This window comes from Ignicoccus sp., assembly GCF_056435145.1.
This window is the reverse complement of the sequence record NZ_JBWNMZ010000011.1, coordinates 26,782-46,769: the sequence shown is the minus strand read 5'-3', so window position 1 is coordinate 46,769 and position 19,988 is coordinate 26,782. Positions and strand designations below refer to the sequence as shown.

The 19,988-nt window shown below is 52.7% G+C and carries 21 protein-coding genes; 9 read left to right on the top strand and 12 right to left on the bottom strand.

Annotation, left to right across the window (positions count from 1 at the left end; all coding sequences use genetic code 11):
* Nucleotides 1-11 precede the first annotated feature (11 nt).
* Nucleotides 12-1,301: a histidine--tRNA ligase gene (gene hisS / locus AC1HCZ_RS04050; protein ID WP_479462264.1), complete on the bottom strand. Its 1,290-nt coding sequence runs from the start codon at nucleotides 1,299-1,301 to the stop codon at nucleotides 12-14.
* 8 nt (nucleotides 1,302-1,309) lie between these two features.
* A complete protein-coding gene (locus AC1HCZ_RS04045; RefSeq protein ID WP_479462263.1) occupies nucleotides 1,310-1,678 on the bottom strand; it encodes a hypothetical protein in 369 nt (122 codons plus the stop codon).
* A gap of 70 nt (nucleotides 1,679-1,748) precedes the next feature.
* On the opposite strand from AC1HCZ_RS04045, the gene AC1HCZ_RS04040 reads away from it, so the two are divergent.
* Together AC1HCZ_RS04040 and AC1HCZ_RS04035 are read left to right on the top strand one after the other, a co-directional pair.
* Nucleotides 1,749-2,384 (top strand): protein-L-isoaspartate O-methyltransferase, encoded by a 636-nt coding sequence (locus AC1HCZ_RS04040; protein ID WP_479462262.1) that lies wholly within the window; start codon nucleotides 1,749-1,751, stop codon nucleotides 2,382-2,384.
* Complete coding sequence (locus tag AC1HCZ_RS04035; RefSeq protein ID WP_479462261.1) at nucleotides 2,381-3,772, top strand: DUF2201 family putative metallopeptidase; 1,392 nt, start codon at nucleotides 2,381-2,383, stop codon at nucleotides 3,770-3,772. The genes AC1HCZ_RS04040 and AC1HCZ_RS04035 overlap by 4 nt, the downstream gene beginning before the upstream one ends.
* Here the strand turns inward: AC1HCZ_RS04035 and AC1HCZ_RS04030 are convergent.
* The 4 genes from AC1HCZ_RS04030 to AC1HCZ_RS04015 form a co-directional block, all read right to left on the bottom strand.
* Nucleotides 3,759-4,574, bottom strand: coding sequence for a menaquinone biosynthesis family protein (locus tag AC1HCZ_RS04030; RefSeq protein WP_479462260.1), 816 nt, complete (start codon nucleotides 4,572-4,574; stop codon nucleotides 3,759-3,761). The two genes, AC1HCZ_RS04035 and AC1HCZ_RS04030, sit on opposite strands and share 14 nt — an antisense overlap.
* The gene (locus AC1HCZ_RS04025; protein ID WP_479462259.1) at nucleotides 4,571-6,115 is read right to left on the bottom strand and encodes a dihydropteroate synthase-like protein; all 1,545 of its coding nucleotides are present in this window, start codon (nucleotides 6,113-6,115) and stop codon (nucleotides 4,571-4,573) included. The genes AC1HCZ_RS04030 and AC1HCZ_RS04025 overlap by 4 nt, the downstream gene beginning before the upstream one ends.
* Before the next feature lie 18 nt (nucleotides 6,116-6,133).
* Entirely contained in the window at nucleotides 6,134-7,306 is a 1,173-nt protein-coding gene (glmU, locus tag AC1HCZ_RS04020) for a bifunctional sugar-1-phosphate nucleotidylyltransferase/acetyltransferase (RefSeq protein ID WP_479462258.1), read from the bottom strand.
* A 94-nt stretch (nucleotides 7,307-7,400) separates the two neighbouring features.
* Nucleotides 7,401-8,549: a PhoH family protein gene (locus tag AC1HCZ_RS04015; protein WP_479462257.1), complete on the bottom strand. Its 1,149-nt coding sequence runs from the start codon at nucleotides 8,547-8,549 to the stop codon at nucleotides 7,401-7,403.
* A gap of 89 nt (nucleotides 8,550-8,638) precedes the next feature.
* On the opposite strand from AC1HCZ_RS04015, the gene AC1HCZ_RS04010 reads away from it, so the two are divergent.
* The 7 genes from AC1HCZ_RS04010 to AC1HCZ_RS03980 all read left to right on the top strand — a co-directional run bounded on the left by AC1HCZ_RS04010 (nucleotide 8,639) and on the right by AC1HCZ_RS03980 (nucleotide 15,586).
* Nucleotides 8,639-9,802, top strand: coding sequence for an inositol-3-phosphate synthase (locus tag AC1HCZ_RS04010; protein ID WP_479462256.1), 1,164 nt, complete (start codon nucleotides 8,639-8,641; stop codon nucleotides 9,800-9,802).
* A 38-nt stretch (nucleotides 9,803-9,840) separates the two neighbouring features.
* Nucleotides 9,841-10,863, top strand: a complete 1,023-nt coding sequence (locus tag AC1HCZ_RS04005) for a glycoside hydrolase family 130 protein (RefSeq protein ID WP_479462255.1) — start codon at nucleotides 9,841-9,843, stop codon at nucleotides 10,861-10,863.
* A complete protein-coding gene (locus tag AC1HCZ_RS04000; RefSeq protein WP_479462285.1) occupies nucleotides 10,860-12,281 on the top strand; it encodes an HD domain-containing protein in 1,422 nt (473 codons plus the stop codon). Before AC1HCZ_RS04005 ends, AC1HCZ_RS04000 begins: the two co-directional genes overlap by 4 nt.
* Nucleotides 12,282-12,293: 12 nt before the next feature.
* Complete coding sequence (locus AC1HCZ_RS03995; RefSeq protein ID WP_479462254.1) at nucleotides 12,294-13,388, top strand: CofH family radical SAM protein; 1,095 nt, start codon at nucleotides 12,294-12,296, stop codon at nucleotides 13,386-13,388.
* Nucleotides 13,385-14,167 carry a 7-cyano-7-deazaguanine synthase gene (locus AC1HCZ_RS03990; protein ID WP_479462253.1) on the top strand — a complete coding sequence of 261 codons (783 nt, stop codon included), beginning with the start codon at nucleotides 13,385-13,387 and terminating at the stop codon, nucleotides 14,165-14,167. The genes AC1HCZ_RS03995 and AC1HCZ_RS03990 overlap by 4 nt, the downstream gene beginning before the upstream one ends.
* Nucleotides 14,168-14,378: 211 nt before the next feature.
* A complete protein-coding gene (locus tag AC1HCZ_RS03985; protein WP_479462252.1) occupies nucleotides 14,379-14,951 on the top strand; it encodes a hypothetical protein in 573 nt (190 codons plus the stop codon).
* The gene (locus AC1HCZ_RS03980; RefSeq protein ID WP_479462251.1) at nucleotides 14,834-15,586 is read left to right on the top strand and encodes an endonuclease III domain-containing protein; all 753 of its coding nucleotides are present in this window, start codon (nucleotides 14,834-14,836) and stop codon (nucleotides 15,584-15,586) included. The genes AC1HCZ_RS03985 and AC1HCZ_RS03980 overlap by 118 nt, the downstream gene beginning before the upstream one ends.
* Here AC1HCZ_RS03980 and AC1HCZ_RS03975 read toward each other — a convergent pair.
* The 6 genes from AC1HCZ_RS03975 to AC1HCZ_RS03950 all read right to left on the bottom strand — a co-directional run bounded on the left by AC1HCZ_RS03975 (nucleotide 15,561) and on the right by AC1HCZ_RS03950 (nucleotide 19,912).
* Entirely contained in the window at nucleotides 15,561-16,199 is a 639-nt protein-coding gene (locus AC1HCZ_RS03975; protein WP_479462250.1) for a 30S ribosomal protein S3ae, read from the bottom strand. The genes AC1HCZ_RS03980 and AC1HCZ_RS03975 overlap by 26 nt on opposite strands.
* Nucleotides 16,200-16,205: 6 nt before the next feature.
* Nucleotides 16,206-16,481, bottom strand: coding sequence for a KEOPS complex subunit Pcc1 (locus AC1HCZ_RS03970; protein WP_479462249.1), 276 nt, complete (start codon nucleotides 16,479-16,481; stop codon nucleotides 16,206-16,208).
* Nucleotides 16,450-17,697 carry a hypothetical protein gene (locus tag AC1HCZ_RS03965; RefSeq protein WP_479462248.1) on the bottom strand — a complete coding sequence of 416 codons (1,248 nt, stop codon included), beginning with the start codon at nucleotides 17,695-17,697 and terminating at the stop codon, nucleotides 16,450-16,452. Before AC1HCZ_RS03965 ends, AC1HCZ_RS03970 begins: the two co-directional genes overlap by 32 nt.
* A 61-nt stretch (nucleotides 17,698-17,758) precedes the next feature.
* Nucleotides 17,759-18,238 carry a 30S ribosomal protein S15 gene (locus AC1HCZ_RS03960; protein WP_479462247.1) on the bottom strand — a complete coding sequence of 160 codons (480 nt, stop codon included), beginning with the start codon at nucleotides 18,236-18,238 and terminating at the stop codon, nucleotides 17,759-17,761.
* 33 nt (nucleotides 18,239-18,271) lie between these two features.
* Complete coding sequence (locus AC1HCZ_RS03955; protein ID WP_479462284.1) at nucleotides 18,272-19,444, bottom strand: aminotransferase-like domain-containing protein; 1,173 nt, start codon at nucleotides 19,442-19,444, stop codon at nucleotides 18,272-18,274.
* Nucleotides 19,445-19,528: 84 nt separating this feature from the next.
* Nucleotides 19,529-19,912: a PadR family transcriptional regulator gene (locus AC1HCZ_RS03950; RefSeq protein ID WP_479462246.1), complete on the bottom strand. Its 384-nt coding sequence runs from the start codon at nucleotides 19,910-19,912 to the stop codon at nucleotides 19,529-19,531.
* Nucleotides 19,913-19,988 lie beyond the last annotated feature (76 nt).

The following is a 19,988-nucleotide window of genomic DNA, read 5'->3' as shown; positions in this document are numbered from 1 at the left end:
GCCTCTCCGACTCAGAGAGTTTTCAAGGCCTCGCTCAAACAGTCCAACAGCTCCGCCCTCTTGCAAGAGACTTGAACGCCCTTCACTAAGTTCTTCACAGAAACTTTGCCCTCCTCGACTTCCTTCTTCCCTATTATTACAGCAGCCCTAGCGCCTATGGACGAAGCGAAGGACAGAGCTTTCTTAACGTTTCTTTGTTCGGTTAATAGAAACGAATTTATGTCCAAGGAGGTGAGCTCCCTCTGAACTTCCAAGGCCACCTTTCTTGCCCCCTCGTCCAAGGGCAACACGACCACAGTAGGCTTGAAGACGAAGTTTCTGCCTCTCTTTATTAAGGCCAAAGCAGTCCTATCCAGGCCTATCGCGAAGCCCGTCGCTGGCACCCTCTCCCAGCCGTAAACCTCTGTGAGGGCGTCGTACCTCCCTCCCCCGGCTACGGATACCGGGAAACCGGGCACTTTTACTTCGTATATTAGGCCAGTGTAGTACGCCAGTCCGCGGGCGAAACCCAACTTCAACCTTATTACATCTTTCACGTCGTCCGGCAAGTACTTCAAGACTTCCTCCAAGTCCTCAAAGAGGTACTTGTATCCCCAAGACCTCATCAATTCTTTCCCCTCCTCCACGACCTCCTCGCCCCCCTCCTTGGCGGAAAGCGTCGCGACTGCCTCTTTGGCCCTCTCCGCGTTCTTTGCTTTGCTTTCCACAAGATCCAGCGCTCTCTCTACCAAGCCTTTGTCCACGTAATGGAGTATCAAGTCTTGTTCCTTCTCTTCTATGCCTTCCTCGGCCAAGACGGTCCTCAGAGCCTTGACGCTGCCGAGCAGTATCACGTGAGGAAGCCCCAAGTTCTCGTAGTATTCATGAAGCATGGTTAGGAGCTCCGAGTCTTGATAAGACGAGGAGGCTCCGAAGACCTCGAAGTCTGCTTGGTAGAACTCTCTATACCTCGCGAACTGAGGTTCGTCGTATCTAAATACGTTAACCACTGTAAATAGTTTCACGGGCTTGGGTCGGGGGCGTAAGAGCCTCAAATAAGCCCTCACGGCCGAAGCCGTGGCCTCGGGCCGGAGCGTAACCTTCCTTCCGCCCTTGTCCACGAAGACGTACATACTTCTCTCTATCTCTATTCCGCTCTTCATAGAGAAGAGCGTGAAGCGCTCTACGGCGGGCAAGTAGCACCTCTCGAACGACCAGTTCCTCGCCAGCCTCTCCGCCTCCTCAGTGACCGCCTCGAGCGCCTCCGCATCTTCCCCGAATAGGTCCCTGAATCCTCTGAGCGGCTCGGGGTCCAGCTTCAAGGCCTCGCCTACCCGCCGCGCAGTACTGAGAAAGCTAAAATTAGAATAACAACAATCATCATTATCAACATTAGCTGCTGATAGAACATGATTGTGGACATCATTGAGTTCATAGTCTTTATAGAATGTATCATTTCCTTTGTAGTTTCGTTCATAAGTAGCTTCATGTCCCTCAACATCTCCTTATTTGTCTCTACCACCTCTATCATGATTCCGTGCATCTCTTTTGTCAATAAATACATATCTTTCATCATAGTAGCCATTTTCATCATTATGTCGGCCATAGGCTTTATTATTCCAGCGATTAAGCTGCTGCCGCTCTCCGAGGGCATGGAGACTTGAGGCGTGGGAAGCGTAGGGGGCAGAGAAAAGCCCAACTGAGGCACCTACGCCCGAACGCTCCCTATCTCTTAAGTAGCTACCCCGAAGTCCTCGTAGGAGGAGGTCTTGAAAGAGAAGAAGAGAGAACTAATACGGAAACTAATTGCCGAGGGCTACATAAGGAGGAAAGAGGTTGCTGATGCCATGATGAAGGTACCGAGGGAGATTTTCGTTCCGGAGGAGCTACGCCACATGGCTTACGAGGATACCCCTTTACCAATAGGGGCGGGTCAGACTATAAGCGCTCCCCACATGGTGGCTTACATGATCGAAGCTGCCGAGCTACAGAGGGGGGACAAGGTCCTAGAGGTCGGCACGGGTTCCGGCTACCACGCGGCCGTGATGGCAGAAATAGTAGGACCTGAAGGACACGTTTACACCATAGAAAGGGTTCCCGAGCTCGCGAGGCGCGCGAGGGAGAGACTAAAGGCCTTGGGTTACGAAAACGTCACCGTGTTGGTCGGAGACGGATCAAAGGGGTACCCACCCGCCGCCCCCTACGATAAGATAATAGTGACTGCCGCTGCCAAGAGGGTTCCAGAACCCCTTTTGGAGCAGCTAAAGGTAGGAGGCATAATGGTCATTCCCGTCGAGGAGGAGCCGGGCTATCAAGTCTTGTATAAGGTTATCAAGACTCCTAGCGGGTATGTAATAAAGAAGTTGATACCAGTAGCGTTCGTACCTTTAATCGAAGAGGAGTGAAGCACGAAGAGGACGTGGAATTGTACGCGCCGTTAAAGCTTAGAGAAAAGGTAGAGAGAGCCATCGCGTACCTCTCCGCAAAGAACCCGGGGCTCGGGGGACACGTCGCTAAGTACTCGGTGAAGACTGGTGCGAGAGAGGGCGGGTACGCCTACTTTGATTACAGGGACGGCTCCGTAGTGATCTCCAAAGAGTGGCTAATCGCTCTCGACCACAAGGGTCTAGGAGAACTCATCGCCCACGAGGCACTTCACGGAGTTCTCGGCCACTGGATATACTTAAAGGAGAAGAAGGTCTCCCACCCCCTACTATGGAACTTGGCATGCGACATAGAAGTCAACAGCATATTAGAAGAGTTAGGGTTGTTCTCTAACTTGTATTCGTCAATGATAAAATTGATCGGGTCCGAGCCCGTAACGTGGAAGAAGTTCCGCTTCGTTGGCTTGGGACCGAAGGAGCCGGCAGAATTAATATATGAAAAGCTACTAAATTCTATAAACAACGATAAGATGGAGCTAGTCATAGAGGACCAAAAGGGTATGAGGGAGTCTCATACCCGCGGAGGGAGCTCCTACCACGACTTCGTCGTCATCGTGAGCGACGTGGTTGGCTCTGTGAGTAACGAGGAGAGGAGGATATACCCGAGAGAGAAGATCTGGTACGGGAGCAAAGAGGTCGAAGAGGAGTTCAAGAAATCCTACGACTATTTCAAGAATACTAGGGACATGAGCAAAATGAAGGAGAATATAGCAGAACAGACCGTGGAACTGGCCATGTCATTGAAGAGGGCAGGCAACTTGCCCGGAAGGCTTGAGAGGCTCGTGGCCCCCTCCAAGCCCCAAGTCAAATGGACCTTACTGTTGAGGAACGCGCTAAAGAGGGGATCGACCAAAAGCTTGAGGAGTTGGCAAGTTCCCAACAGGAGGGGGCTAGAAGGGGTACCGGGATACTTGAAGAGTGGCAACAACTTGTGGCTGTTGATAGACACCTCTGCGTCCATAACTGACGAGGAGCTCTCAACGTTCTTAGGAGAGGTACTTGCTATATCAAAGTTGGGCAAGGTAAACTTAATCACTTTGGACTCCGTGCCCGAGCTGGTAGTAGCTGCTGCGAATAGGAGTAGGCTCCTCAATTACATAAAGAAGAAAATTAGGGGAGGGGGAGGCACGGTCTCGCGCCCAGCGCTGGAGCTAGTTTACAAGAAGATGAAGAGGGGGGACGTGGTCGTAATACTTACAGACGGCTACTGGTTTGACGAAACGGAGGTGTCCGACATAATGTACAGGATAAGGAAGCATTCCTCAACGTCAGTGCTGGTGACCGTGGGAGTGGTGCCGGAAGACGCCAAGGAGGCAGGGTGGACGGTAGTTCGTGTCAAGAGGGCTTGACGACTTTGAACTCCGGTATGAAGTCTAGGGCCTTAGCCTTGTAGGCTTTCTTGTAAAGCTCCCTTAAAGCCTCTTCCCCCTCCTCACCCATGTCTAATGTATATTCGTTAACGTACATCTTTACGAACTTCTCCGTAGTGAGCTCGTCCAGACCCCGAGCGAACTTTAGGGCGTACGAGAGCGCCTCCCTGGGGTTCTCCAGCGACCACTTGACCGCTTCGTGCCATATCTCGGCCCACTCGCGAGAGATCTCGGACTTAGCCACGTCCAGTCCTAAGGGGAGGGGTAGACCGGTCTCCTCGTACCACATCTCCCCAAAGTCCATCAATTTCTTCAAACCTAGCTTGGAGTAAGTCAACTGTCCTTCGTGTATTAGTACCCCAGCGTCTACCTCGCCATTCAAGACCGCTTCCGGTATTTCGTCAAACTTTATAACAACGAACTCTATGTCCTTAGGTAAGTAGATCTTTGCGAGGAGCGCGGCAGTGGTCAGTTCGCCGGGCACTGCCACCTTAGCTCCGGAGAGCTCTCTCGACTCCTTGGCTACCACCACAGGCCCGTAACCCTTCCCCATACTGGCTCCTGAGGAGAGGACGTCGAACTCTGACGACAAGTAGGCGTAAGCGTGGGCGGAGACCGCAGTTACATCGAGCAATCCTTTCAACGCCATTTTGTTAAGCGTCTCTATGTCTTCAACGACCTCTTCCACTTCATGACCCTTTAGGTCTATCTTCTTGAACTTTATAGGGTAGAACATGAAGGCGTCGTCTGGGTCCGGACTGTGACCCACCCTTACCTTCAACTCTGACCCCCTCCTTCGCCCCAGAGCCTCCTAAGTTTCTCTTTCGGAGTCTCAAAACGTAGCTCTTCGTCTTGTGTGTAACTCTTGTTAAGCTTGGCCGCCAAGTGGGCCTTCTGAAGTTCCCACCCTAGGTAGAGGGCATGTGAAGGTTCCTTCACAAAACCCTCTCCTATTATCGTTTTCCCTATTAAGTACGCGTCTCCCTTGAGCCAGACGCCGTGAGGTTCCACGGAGGCCCTTACCTCGTCTCCATCTACCCATATCCTAACTACGCTGCCTTCCAATTTGAACTTTACATCCTTGACTTCTATCTGCCTCTTGTTTTCGACGTTCACCTTCTCTCTCTTTATCCTTTTCTCCTTAAGCACCAACAGGTCCAAACCTAAGTCTTTGGGTAAGGTTGATTTATGCAGCGCATAGGAGGCCATCGCGACCGCGACCTTCGCTTCGGACCAAGAGCCCCTACACTTGTCGCTGTGCTCCGTTACCATAAGTAGAGAAGCTCCGCCCTCTAAGGCCAAGGCGACCAAGGCGGCCAGTTGTCCGGGGCTGTCTGCGTCCACCAGCTCGACGAAATTACTGAGACCGAGCATTATTGGCTCTTCAACTTTTTTCGAGATCTCCCTCAAGGCTACGAGACTTTCCAGGGTATAGGGGAAGGGGGAGAGCACGGGATCTACTATTACCTTCTCGAAACCGCGCTCCTTGGCGATCCTCAAGTTAGACAATAGAGATTCGACCTTCTCCTCGGCTCCGTTTGGCCAGTACCCCCGCTCCGCGTCTCCGGGGATGACCACAAAAGCTCTCTCGTCCGAGGGCTCGACTTTGTTGAGTTTTGACCTCTCCAAAGACAACACGAGGTCCGCGTCAACTGCCTTTATCTCTTTCGTGAACATGCTGTCGAACCCGACGGTGTTGAAGTACTTCCTAGCAAGTTTGATCAACCTCCGGGCTTTCTCAGGATCTGGAGATGTCGATGTGGACCCAACAATGACCATGTCGGCCACTTCGGAGGCCCTTAAGAGCTGCGCCTCCACGTCCTCGTTATCGAGCACCTCGGCCGCCAAGAGGGCGGGCGGGGGCCTCACGGGAACTTTCAAATCTCCCACCACAACGTACCTTTTAGGAACGAACGACTTGAGGAACTCCCTCAGCTCCCTAAGCTTCACTTCGTTCATCGCTTCATCTAGAGGCTCGGAGGGCGAGAGGTATTGCTCTACGTCCTTCAAGTTCTTGATCATAACCTCAAAGTCGCTCAGAGTCTTAGTTCCTTTGTAGATCTTAGTGCCTAACTCCTTACTAACTTCGCTTAAGTCACCGGGAATGGCGCCGGAGACCAAGACGTAGTCGAAGGAACTGAGGGGTACTCCCCTCTTCCTTTCCTCTAACTTCAACAGCTCCTTCAAGCTCTTGGGCCTGAGGAGCGCCACCACGTCCACTGGGAGCCCCCAAACCTCGACGGAGTAACCCTCCGGGGGCTTGAGCAGCGCCTTGACCGCGGTTTCTAGTTTTTTGCTAGTTACGACCAAAACTCTCTTCATTTCGACCACCACACCGCCTTAGCACTCATACCTAGCCCCGTCCGGGACGTCGCCCTTAACGACGCAGCCGGGGTAAATCCAAGAGCGGGCGCCGACTCTAGTCCCGGGCATGAGGCTCGCGTTCACCCCTATCCGGGCCCCTCCGCCTATCACTGCGCCCAGCTTCCTCCTGCCAGTGCTGACTCTCCGGCCCTTTAGGGTCACCTTTATCTCTTTCTCGTCAAACCTTAAGTTGGCCGTAACACTGCCCGCACCGAAGTTGACGTCCTCGGCCACCACGCTGTCGCCTACGTAGTTCAAGTGGGGTAACCTCGAGCCTTCCATTATCATTGATTCCTTAACTTGGACGAAGGGGCCGACCTTTACGCCGTCCAACAGGGCGACGTAGGGCCTCACGTGGGCGAATGGGCCCAGAGTTACGCCCTCACCGAAGTAAACTGGACCCTCCACGTAAACTTCGCCCTTGACTTCGGGCAGGCGGCCGTAGACCTTTCCGGGCCCCCAAGGATTTTCGAAGCCCTCCCTAACTTCGAATTCCATCCTCATTACGTCGAATATGTCCCAAGGTCTGCCCACGTCCTTCCAGCCGCCCTCGGCCTCTACTGCCCTGAGCCCCCCGATCACGTCCGTTAGTTCGTATTCTCCCCTCTTGGAAGGCTTTAATCCCTTCAGTTGGTCGAACACCCCCCTAGTGAAGACGTAGACGCCGCCGTTTATGATGCCAGGGCCGCTCATCTCTTTCTCTACTACTTTCCTTACCTCTCCGTTCTCAACAATCAAAGCTCCGTACTGGCTCACGTCCTCCACCCGGACGGCCAGCAACGAGGGAGCTTCTGACATGAGCCTCCTCAACTCCGAAGAGGGTTTCTGTAAGTACACGTCGGCATAAGCCACAATCACGTAGTCCGCGTCCGGGGGCTCGACAGAGGCCAGGGCAGCCCCCGTTCCCGGAGCCTTCATTTGTACTACAACCTTTATGTCGTATATCGACTTCAAGTACTCATAATATTTGACATGGTTTTCGTTCACTACTACTATGACCTCTTCCGCTACTTCTCTCAGAACCTTAATCCACCGCTCCAGCAAGCTTTCGCCTAAGACTACCGGAAGCAAGGGCTTGGGGCGCGTGGCCGTTAGGGGCCACATGCGTTCCCCCTTCCCGGCCGCCAACAAGACTGCAACGGACTTCAAAGCGGAACTCCGGAGCTTTGGGGAGAGGAGGGCAGAAAACGGCTCTCGGCCAACTCGGCTCCGTTCATCTGGAGTTCACGCACTGGCGGTCTCCTCATCTGCGCCTCCTCTTCTTGCCTTCTACCTCCCTAGCCCAGACCTCAACTCTTAATAATTTCTTCATTACTTCACTCAAGAACCTGACGTAGGAACCCCTCTGTCCCACAAACGCGCCGAACTCCTCCTCGTTTACCTTAACCAACAGCGAGGGCCCCGCGAAGTCCACGTCCACCACGTGCTTGTATATCCAAGGTACGGGGTGGATTGCTACTATGATGTCCTTTAGGTTCAGCGTGAGTTCGACTGTTCTTAGCCTGAGCCCGCTGTCCTCCTCTATCCTCGCGATCCTCTCGCCTCCTCTGCCGATGAACCTCGGCGCGTGACCCTCCTTCAGCACTACCAAGGCGTCTGGGACGTGTTGGTTCTCCTCTAAGCCGAACTTCCTCTTCTCTTCAGTGAACTCGACCACGGTTATTACGTCCGCGTCCGGCGCGTATATCTTAGCGGCCTCGATAACCTTTTGCTCTAACTCGTTCAACTTCCTCTTCCTCATCCTTAATTCCATCATGAACTTTATTCCTCTACGGGCGCCGGGGCGCACGATGTCCTTTATTCCTAAATCTATTACTCTGGCCGTGTCTTCGTTTAACAATATCTCTCTGAGCAAGCTGGCGCCGTCTTTGCCTATCTCCGCGTGAGTCTGGAAGACTGGGTCGCCCACAACTATGAACTTACTGTTCTTCCCTATTCTCATGAGTGCTTCGACTGCTGCCTCAGGCTCGGCGTTCTGGGCGTCGTCGAGCAAGATGACGGCGTCGTCGAACGTCCTGCCCCTTAAATAGTGGGTGTCCACGAGCATCAGTCTGTCGTCCTCATAAAACCTCCTGACATCTTCTTTGCTCACGTACTCGCTCAATATATCTACTAAGTAGGCCGAGGCTATCCTGTAGTAATCCTCGACGCCTATGTCCGCTGCCGTTATTTCTTTTCCAGTCACGACATCTATTACGGGCCTAGCAATTATGAACTTCTTGTATTTTCCATTTAGGAGAGAGTCTATCGCGTAAGCAATAGTTATCAAGCTCTTCCCGGTTCCGGAGGGGCCGAAGGCGCCAACTACGTCCACTCCGTCGTCCATTAGGGCTTCCACCAGGGCCTCTTGAGCCTTAGTCTTTGGCTCTATCATTCCGAGCAGCCTCTTCATCTCGCATCCCCGAGTCCCCTCCGAGGAGGGCTTTAGAGTAGTTCCGCAAATCTTATTCCGCTGTTGCATTAGTCGTTCTGGGAAAGATATTGATAAAGGTCGTGGTGCTCGGCACAGGGCTAGTGGCGAGTCACTACGTCGCCGGCCTCCAGAGGCTGAAGAGGGCCGAAATCGAACCCTACGGCGTTCCCTTGGCCAAATTTAAAGTAATAAAGGACTACGTCGAGGAGGAGGTCGTCTCAGCCTACGACGTGGACGCGAACAAGGTGGGAAGGCCCTTCTCAGAGGTGGTGAGGAACCAGCTAGAGGGCGTAATCCCGGCCCCCCCGGACCTTCCCGACTTCAAGGTGCGGGAAGGAGTGCTCGCCTCCTCCGGATCCGGACTGGACAAGATGTTCCCAGTTAGGGGGAGGGACCAAAAGCTCCCCCTAAAGGAGGCAGTTGAGGAGATAGCAGGGGAGCTGAAGAGGGACGGCGCAGACGTAGTGTTAAACTTGATATCGACCGAGCCGGCCGAGCCCCTCGGGGACGAGGGAAGGCTGGCGAGAGCGCTGGAAAGGGGCGAGGTGAGCGCCGGCCAAGCGTACGCTTATGCCGCGTATTTGGCGGCCAAGGACTCTGGCAAGCCATTAGCGTTCATAAACCTAATACCCACCCCCTTGGCTAACGATCCAGCTTTCGTCAAGCTTTACGAGGACGCGAACTCTTTGATACTCGGAGACGACGGGGCCACGGGGGCCACTCCGCTGACGGCAGACTTGTTAGAACACTTGGCTGAGAGGAACAGAAAGGTTCGGTACGTCGTTCAATTCAACATAGGCGGTAACACGGACTTCCTAGCTTTGACTATACCCGAGAGAAATTTGATGAAGGAAAAGACCAAGTCTAGTGTGGTAGAGGACATACTAGGGTACGACGCCCCCCACTACATAAAGCCGACGGGCTACGTGGAGGCCATAGGGGATCGGAAGTTCGTCGCTATGGACATAGAGTGGATAACCTTTAACGGTTTGGTGGACGAGCTGATAGTTAACATGAGAATAAACGATTCGCCTGCGCTCGCGGGGCTCGCTGTAGACTTGGCCAGGCTCTCGATTGCCTTGTTAGAGAAAGGCATTAGGGGTACGTTCTACGAAGTTAACGCATTCTTTATGAAGAACCCCGGCCCGAAGGACACCAAGAACAAATCTAGAATAAAGGCATACTATGACATGATCTCTGCTTTAAGAGAACTGGGAGTGGTAATTGAGTAATTTAAGACTTTGTAGTCTACTCCGAAGCGGCGCCTCCCTTGAAGAAAGATTTTGAGCGTTTGACGCGAGAAATCTTGGACGCCAAGGAGAAGCTTGCGGGACTGAGGAGGGGAACGCTGGTAGACGGCGTTTTCGAGCGCGTGGGGTACTTGACCGCCAAGAATTTTAAGGTAATAAACTACCCGCGTGAGCCCTTGGCAGCCTTCAACCCGTCCGCTGTAGTTAAGGACGGCCTCGTCTTCATGTTTACTCGATTCGTGTTCGATTACTATGGCTACGTGTCCTCGATAGGGTTGAGCACCTTCGAGCTCGATAAGTTAAGCGATACATGTTGTTTAAACTTGGACGCCAAGCTGGTGATTTATCCGACAAACGTCCACGAGGTTAAGAGGGGGGCCGAAGACCCTCGGGCTCACAGCTACGGCGACGGGTTCCTTGTCTTCTATACGGCCGTGGGGCTGAAGGACGGCGACTTGTGGCCCAAGCAAGGCGTAGCAATACTGAACGGAAAGGGCGAGGTAGTGAAGAAGTCCGTATTGAGGCTCGGCAACATCTTCCCGCCTTCGTGGAAGAACACAGCCATGATCAGGTCGAAAGGTAAGGAACTAGTGATCTTGACGCGTCCGTGGATAGAAGGTCATGAAGTGGTGTGGAGGGCTACGGTGGGCGTAGACAATTGGGTGGTGGAGCCCTCCACTATGGAAGTGACCCTAGTTCCGGAGCACTTCGAGTTGAAAGTAGGCGTGTCGACGACGCCCGTGAAGGTAGGAGCTGACGAATATTTGATAGGGTGGCACGCGATAATGAAGGGTGACTTGTCTTACCGGAACGGGCTGGCGGTGGTCAACGGCGAAGGAGAGTTGCTGGGCATCTCGGAGTACCTGCTCTACCCCAAGTATATAGAGGAGCTATACGGAGATAGGCCAATGGTAATTTATGGCTGTGGCTTGGTCAGACATAAAGAATATGTGTACTGGATCGGCGGCGTCGCGGACTACGGTATAGGGATTTATAGAGCTCCCTTGGATAAGGTAATGGAACAAATTAAGTGGCTGAGATGATGCTGTTCTCCGACGCCATTTACGGTATAATCGAGCTACCTGACTTTATGGTTAGATGTGTGGTGGACACGCCGATCTTCCAGAGGCTCAGGAGGATCAAACAGATAGGCTTAGGACACTTAGTTTATCCCTCTCACGACGGGACTAGGTTTCAACACAGCCTTGGCGCGGCGTACTTGGTAGGTAAGGCACTGGACAGCTTGAGGTCCTCTACTGAGAGGTACGTAGTTCCCAGGTTGGGCCCCCAAGAGCGTTCCGAGACGAAACAGTTACTCGAACTGCTGGGCTCGCTTAAGCCTTGGTTTCAGTACTTCATGCTGCTCCACGACGTAGGACACGGGCCGCTGTCCCACAACTACGAGGACGCAGTCTTCGAGGCTAAGCTGATATGGGGCCTGGAGGCGCCGGAGGCACAACAGAAGAAGCTTCACGAGAGCGTGTCGAAGAAAATAGCGTTGAAGATGTTGGAAGAGGAGTGCGGGGGAAAGACCCTAGCCGAGAGGCTCTGCGAGGAGTCCGGCAACCCGGGGCCTTGCGAGGAGGACGCGGTGAAAGCAGTCAAGTCTCTGCTGGAGCCGTCTCCCGGGCTCTGGGACGAGGAGTTGTTCCAAGGGATAAGATCCATTTATGCTTTCTTGAGTAATGGAGAAATAGACGTGGACAGGGGTGACTACTTAATGAGGGACGCAATAATGGCAGGCACTAGGGTCGGTTTATTCGATTACGAGAGGCTGTATTCCGTGTTGGCTATAGTTCCATCCGACAGAGGGACGCCCTTCGAGGTAGCAATTCTAGACAAGGGGGTGCCATCTATGGAAAGCATGCTCATCTCAAGGTTCTACATGTATGAAAATGTCTACTATCACAAGACTACCTTGCTCTACAGCTCGATAGCGTCGAGGCTCATGGCTTGGTGGCTCAAGGAAGACAAGTTTCCGAAACTGTGGGAAGAAGGAGAAGAGTTAGAACGTGTCGACGACTGTGCCTTCTACAGGGCGCTGCTCGAGGAGAAGGACCTCACCAACTTGAAGGAGGTAGTACTCAAGAGAAAGCACGAAATATTGGTGAGGAAAGAAGTCTTAAACATGACCGTCAACGGGCGAGTGGAGGGGCTGAGGTTCCCCGTTTATAAGACTGTAGTTAACGGCACGTCTCTGGCTGACGTAGTACGTGAAGAGCCGGAGCTGTTAGCCTATGGCGCGTCGATAAGGCCGTTTAAGGCCAAGAGGCTCGGTGTCTTCGTCCGCTCGGAGGGCAAGCTAGTGGACTTGTTGAACTATTCTCCAGTAGCCTTGAATTTGAGCAATGTAGAACACGTCAAGTTCTACTTGGCAGCGCCTAAGGGGCTAGAAGGGGAAGTGGAATGGTTGGGCGAGAAGCTGAAGAAACGGATTAAGCTCCCTCGGGACGATACCTAGGGTAAAGACTTAGTGAGGTCGTGGGAGAGGAGCGATATAGCCCCCATAATCGAGAAGGCCCTAGAGGGAGAAAAACTCAGCTTGAAAGAAGTCGAAGAGCTCTTGAGCACGTGGGATTTATGGGCTCTGGGAGAGGCGGCCAACGAGTTAAAGAAAAAGATGTACGGGAACGTGTGTACTTACATAAAAAATATGATACTCAATTACACTAACGAGTGCATAGTCGAGTGTAAGTTCTGTGCCTTTTACAGGAAAGTCGGAGAAGGCTACTTGCTCTCCCCCGAGGCCGCCGCCTCCTCCGTGGAAAAGGTAGCGAAGGAGAAGGGCATAAGGCAAGTCCTAATCCAAGGCGGCGTCAACCCAAAGGTAGATTTGGAGTACTTCGAAAGGATGTTCAAGGAGATACGCGAGCGTGTCCCCAAGGTGGCTATACACGCCTTGAGCCCGGTGGAGGTGGACTTCCTCAGCAAGAAGCATAAGTTAAGTGTAAAAGAAGTCCTTTCAAGATTGAAGGAATCTGGCATGGAAAGCATGCCTGGGGGCGGAGCCGAGATGTTGGTGGAAAGGGTTAGAAAGATACTAAGTCCTAAGAAGATATCAGTGGAGAGGTGGTTAGAAATAGTGGAGACTGCCCACAAGCTGGGCATACCCACCTCCGTAACCATGATGTTTGGTCACGTGGAAACCGTAAGCGAAAGGGCGCTCCACTTGGTCCGACTGAGGGAGCTCCAAGAGAGGGCGCCGGGGAGCTTAGCCTTCATAGCTTGGAACTTCGAGCCGGGGAACACCGAACTGGCGAGAGAGCGTAAAATAAGGTATCCCTACGGGGGCGCCGAGCTGCTGAGGATAATAGCCGCTGCCCGCCTCACATTCGGCGAGCTCATACCTCACGTCCAAGCCGGCTGGTTGACGGTAGGCAAGGACGTAGCGCAGTTGGCCCTCAAGTGGGGGGCCGACGACTGGGGAGGGACCTTGTATAAGGAGGGCGTTATACCGGCCACCGGCCTCCGGGTGAAGTTCCCGGACGAGGAGGACCTCAAGAGGTGGATAGAGGAGGTCGGCTGTGAGGCCAAGGAGAGGGACAACCTCTATCGGGTGATAGGATGATACTCGTAGGTTTGGTCTCGGGAGGAATGGACTCAGCAACAGCGTTTGCTGATGCAATAATCAAGTTCAAGCCGGACGTGAAGGTCGCGCTGACAGTGATTTACGGTCAGAGGCACGCGAGAGAAATTAAAGCGGCGAGCGAGGTAGCTAAGTTCTACGGAGCCCAGCACTTGGTCGTTGACGTGAGCGACTTGTTCGAGAAAGTAAAAGGAGCAAGCGCCTTGCTCGGGGGAAAGGGCGTCCCTGAGGCGGAAGACGTCGTCCCCGGTCTCGTGCCGTCCACTTACGTGCCCCAGAGGAATGCCGTGTTGCTGACCTCCGCGGGCGCGGTTTTAGAAGGGTTGATGATAGAGAGGAACGACGCCTTTGGAGTAATATCCGTAGGCTTCCATAGCACCGACTACGCCCCCGGGGAGCCGATCTACCCAGACACCCGCCCGGAGTTTGTGGAAGCGATGGAGAGGGCGCTTAACGAGGGGTCTTCTGTGGTATTCAATTCCAAGAAGCTAGGCAGAGAGGCTAAGATAACTATATATGCGCCGTTTATACGTCTTAAGAAGAAGGACGTCGTCGAGAGGGCCTTGGAGTTGGGGGTCCCGTTGGAGCTTACTTGGACTTGTTACCGTGGCGGAGAGAAGCCGTGCGGCACGTGTCCGGCGTGCGTGAGCAGGCTGAGGGCATTCATGGAGGCCGGCGTGCCGGACCCGTTGACCGACAGTTACGAGAAGCTCCCCGAGTGGTACGTGCAGTGGCTTAGAAATCTACGGAAGGGGCGATGAAGAGGAACCCGAGTGCTGAACCGGTGATTGGTCCTAGTCCAAGTGGAGCCCTCTGTCTAATCGTCGAGCTGGCCTTGTTCGCGTGTTCCCTCCCGTGGCTCCCCTCAACGTTGGCCTACGCGCTGTTGGGTCACCCACTCCTCTCAGCTCTGGCCTCGTTCTGGTTAGCTGTACACAAGCCCATCTTCGCGTTTTTAGTCCTGGTGAACGCTTGGAGAGCTCGAAGGGGGCGCTGTTGGCCACTGTGGTTAAGAACTTACTGCTGCGCGCCAGGGAGCGTGCCCGTTTACTTATTAGTAAGGGAGCGCTGACCCTCGCCCTCGCGCAGAGCGCGAGAGCCCAGAGGGTCCAACCATTAGGGGACCTTCTAGAGAGGCTCAAGGTCGTCCCGAAGCTGATACTAGAGTGGAGACAACAGCTGTTCGCTTGGGTTAAAGAGAACGACCTCTACTTGTTCATGGCCGTCCTCGCCGCCCCCCTCCTAGTGGTCATGTACTACGACGGGAAGCTCGTGTTCAGAGAGCTCCGGGACCTAACCGTTTACATATTGAGGAGGAAGGACCTCCTACCCATAGAGAAGAGGTGGTACGTTTGGAGAATGTCCATGAGGGCCGTAGGTATAGTAGTTCTGACGGTAATAATAGTAATAATGACGGGAGTTCTGGCTTGGATGGCTCAGTTTCGGCACCTCTCAGATATGTTCGCAGCCTTGGAAAAGATGAGAAAGGAGGAGAACATACTAACGATGCTGCAGAAGTTCATAGTGTCCCTGAGGAGGCGCTGAGGAGGCTGAGAAGGGCCTTCGGAGGTCTGGACGAATACGAGAACGAGTTTATCGCTTATTACGTATATAAAAGGTACAGAGACCCCTTTGCCGTGTTGGTAGCTACGATATTGTCTCAAAATACCACGGAAAAGAACGCGTTCGTCGCCTGGAAGAACTTAGAAGGAGCCTTGGAGAGGGTCGCCCCCGAAACCGTTCTCTCTCTCGGTAAAGAAAAATTGAAGGAGCTCATAAGGCCCGCAGGCCTCCAAGATCAGAAAGCAAGCGCAATTCTGGAAGCAGCCTCCAGATGGGAGGATATAAAGAAGGCCATAGAGACCGGAAACAAGAAGGTTCTAACAGGAATCAAGGGTATAGGGGAGAAGACCGCCGACGTAGTGTTGATGAGCTTCGGACACGAAGAGTTTCCGGTGGACACTCACGTTAAGAGGGTCGCCAAGAGGCTGGGGCTGGTCGAGGGTAACAGTTACAAGGCTATTTCCTCTCGACTCAAGGAGCTCTTCAAAGGTAATGTAAGGGAGGCCCACATGTATTTGATATTGCTAGGGAGGAGGTACTGCAAAGCCAAAAAGCCTCTGTGTTCGGAGTGTCCGCTCTACGACCTCTGCCCTAAGCGGGGGGCTTGGGAACGATGACTGCCTTCACCGGGCCTTCTGGACCCGGCATGTAGAGTACCTTCGATTTGTATATTTCGGTCCTCCTGATGGGGTAGATCTTCCTGGCTCTGCTGGAGATCTCTTCAGCTATGTCGCCGAAGAGCATGGCGTTTATTACCTCGTCCAAGGTCATTTGTGGTATCATCTCCTCAACTACCTCCTTCTGTATCTTTCTAATTGCCTTCTTCTGGCTAGTCTGACATCTGTATGCAGTAAAGGTATCTACGGTAACCCTCAAGCCGTACCCATCCTTGGTCCAGACGTCGAATATCCCCTCAACCTTTGAGCTCTTCCTTCTAGTCAAGCTCCTTATGTAGTCCCTCGCGAGCTCGTGGCCTTTGAATATCGTAAACGCCTTTAGGGCGTTCTCGTCAACCTTGTTAATCTGTAAATACACGTGAACGTGGACGTACGTGAAGTCGCCGGTTATGTCGTATAGGGTCGTGTCTACGGTCCTCCCGACGAGCTTCCACGCCTCGTCGGCCGGGGTTTGTCCTACGCTGACGTTGTTGAAGACGTCCGGCGTAATTATGTCGTACCATTTCTTTATCTTCCACTTGTCCTTGAGCGCCCCCCTTCTCCTAGCAGACAACCTCTGCTACCCCTCGTCGGCTTGAACAACCCCTTTAATTGCTTCAACTAAAGACGCGTGCTCCAAAACCTCATCAGCCGCGTTCCTAAGCCTCAACACGTTGGACGTGTAATTGAAAGTATACGTGACGGAATTTTCGACCACCTCAGAGGAGTACTGAAGTCCCGGGACCTCCACGTCGTCGGGCTTGAGCGTGCTGAGCAGTTTCTTCGCCTCTTCCTCGGAGTTTGTAATTATCTTTAAAGTCACCCTAACCGAACAGCAACCTCTTGACTCTCTCAAGCTTCTCGTCCTCTGCTACCAAGGAGCCTCCCTTTATCTCCCAACCTTCTCCCACGGCCCTCCTCACGAGCCTTTCCAGATCCAGTCCGCTTCTCTTTATAGAATCTATGGGCAAGAACACGTTCTTACCGGTCTTGAACACTACCACGTGACCCACGTCTTTGCCCACGCCGTAGTCCCTTACCATTCGGTAGAGCAGAGTAGGGGAGGGAGGGGTCCGGTCCAAAGGCAGAACGGTCAGCTTCTTCCCGCTTTGGACTATTATCTTTGAACCTATGAGCGAGTTGGGTAGCTCCCGCGCGGCGAACCTCACGCTGCTCGCGTAAAGCTCGTCTGCCCGGTAGAAGTAGTAGGAGAGCGCCGGTAACGCGATCACGTGGAACACGCTTAGGTCGATAATTGTTAAGAATACATAGGTAGCTTGTTTAAACCCGTGGACCAAAGAACGGGGCAACTTTCTCTCCTTAAGGACGTCCTCCTCTAGCTCCACCCCTCGGTCTATTATTTCCGTAGGGTCTCTGTTAGGCCTCTTGCTCACCTCTTGTAAATAGGACACTAACAGCTTTATTATCTCAACAAGTTCTTCGCTCTCCTTCCTCTGCATTAAGTCCTTTATACTGGTAGTTTCGTCAATATCTATTTTGTTTTCTCTCAAATAGCTACAAACTTTCTCCGGCGAGGCAGCCAACGACACGAAGAAAGGCACGGCCGTATAGGCGACAGAATGACACAGCGGCAAGCTCTTCCATTTGTAAAGCGAGAACGTTATGTCTTCTTTAATTACGTTCGCTACTTTCAATGACTCCACTATTAAATAGGTCAAGCCCTCCAACGGGCTCTCTTCGGCTGCGTAAGAAGCTATTATTGAGAATATTTTGTAGTCGTCCTTAACTACGAACCTCTCTTCGAGCAGTTTTATTACTATCGTGCTTGGGTTCGCGTTCTTAACCCAAAAATCCACCTTGTTCTCTGTAACTAGGGGCTGACCTGGCACTATTTCAAGCGTAGGACCGCTCCTCTTGGGAGAACGTATGCCCAAAGTTATGAGTGGAGAATCGTAGTCAGGCTCCCTGAAGGGGAACACATCAATTATGGCCTTTATAGAGTTGTTCTCAAAGACTTGTTGTAGCTGGGAAGCGGCCACGAGCTCCTCGAACGTGGGAGAGGCGTATATTCTGACGAATCCGTACTCCTTTAGAGAGTCAATGAACTTCAAGGCGCCCTCTAGTACCTTCTGAGAAGTTGAGTCCTCTTGGTTCTTCAAAAACTTCTCGAGGCTAAGCTCCGGACTCGAAGAGCGCTGAGTACTGTTGGACAAGAAGTCTCGCCCTCTCGGGGTCGTACTTCCAGTCCGGGGGCAGCTTGCCGACCCTCTTGTAATACTTGACTAGCCTCCTTATCTTTGACTCTATTTCTATTAGCCCCCTCGCGGAGTGCTTATCCTTGGGGTGTTCGGCCAAATGCGCTCTAACCCTCACGGCCCTCTTCATCAAGTGGAACAAGTCCTCGGGTATCGGGGGAGCAACTCCTTGCTCCTCCATTATTTTTACCAGCTTCTTCCCTACTATCGGTTTAACCAAGGGTACGCCGAACTGATCTCTCAGTATTATCCCTATCATTGAGGGCCCGTAGCCCTTCTTGCTGAGCTCAACTACTAGTGCTTTGATCTCTTCCGGACCGAAGGGCACCCAACGCGGCGGGGTGTTCCTCACGGGCCTCTTGGAGTGGGACTTGCCCTTCTCCTTCCTTTTATTCACGCTCGCCTCCCCCCGCCTCCACTATCCGGGATTTTAAACGCTACCTCCGACGTAATTCTTGACTACGTGAGAAAGCCTCTCAACGCCGGTCCTTATCTCCTCTTCGTTCGGGTAACTGAAGTTCAACCTCATTGTGTTACGCCCGTTGCCGTCCACGTAGAAGGCGCTGCCTGGGACGTAAGCTACCCCGGCAGAGAGCGCTGCGGGCAACATTTCTTTAGTATCTATGTTCTCGTCTAGGTAAACGAAGACGAAGAGTCCCCCTACTGGCCTGGTCCACCGCGCCAAGCCCTCCATGTGCTCTTTGAGCGCCTCGAGCATGGCGTCCCTCTTCTTCTTGTAAGCTTCCCTTACCTTTGGGATATGCATATCCACTACACCCCTCTTGAGGGCCTCAGCCGCTATGAGTTGGTTGAACGTCGGGGTGTGTAAGTCGGCGTTCTGTTTAGCTATCTCCAGCGCGTCTATCACTTCCGGGTGGGCGGCGACCCACCCCAGCCGGAGTCCCGGGGCGAGTATCTTACTGAAAGTACTAGTGTATATTACCCTGTACTTATCCATACTCCGCAGCCTTTTGAAGCCTACATCCTCGAACATGAAGTGGCTGTAGGGGTCGTCCTCAATTATTAAGAAGTCGTACTCCTCCGCGAGCTCGAGCAAGTGGCTACGCCTCTCGTTGCTCATGCTGACGCCAGAGGGGTTCTGGGCCGTCGGGACGGTGTAGACTACTTTAACCTTCTTACCTTCTGCCTTTAAGGCCTTAAGCCTTTCTTCGAGTATATCCGTCCTCATGCCCTCGTTATCTATAGGCACGCCCTCGAACGTCGCGCCGACGGACTTGAACTCGTTAATTGCCGCTAAGTACGTCGGCTTCTCCACTACTACTATGTCGCCCGGGTTGACCAGTACTTGTGCCAAGAGGTTTAACGCTTGCTGACTGCCGGAAGTAACTATTATGTTATAGGGCATCTCACCGGGCGTTCCAGTCCTCTCCATAAACGCGGTTATTTCCTTTCTAAACTCCCTCAAACCCCTAGTTATACTATACTGTAAGGCCCGGGAGCCGTACTCCTTAATGATGTAGGCCGAAATCTCGGCGAGTTCCTCAGTGGGGAAGTACTTCGGGTCCGGGAGACCTCCGGCCAAGCTTATTACGTTTTTTCCTTCGGTCAGCTCCAGTATCTCCCTTATCTCTGAAGACTCCATTAATGCTACTCTGTCAGCAATAAACGACCTTATGTCGAGCAATAGCTCCCACCCGTGTCCCGCCAAAGGGAGAGTGGAGTCCTTTTATTCTTGTGTCTGTGCCTCGGACTTTATCTCCTTTATTATTCTTAGTATCAAACTTATGTTTTCTTCCAGCTCGTCTATCGTCTCTGAGTTGCGACGAAGGGTCCTAAGCACGGCCCGCCCGGCGTCAGTAAGAGTATAGACGCCGTACTCGTCAACCTCCAACAACCCCTCCTCGACCATTTTTTTCAATAAGGGATAGATGGTGCTCTTGGGCGGTACCCATTTATTGTTAGTTAGTCTCTTGAGTTCTTTCAGCAAATCATAACCGTTCTTGGGCCCGCTCGATAAAGAGTGGAGGACGTAAAGGCCGAGGACGTTCAACTTATATGACTTGTGTCCAAGCTCAACCTTAACTTCTGTTAATTTCCTCAAAAGTTCCATCCCCGTTAAACCCCAACGCGGGCGTTTTTGATAGGTCTGTTGAAATGTAGTAAGCATAATCTATATAAGATCTGGA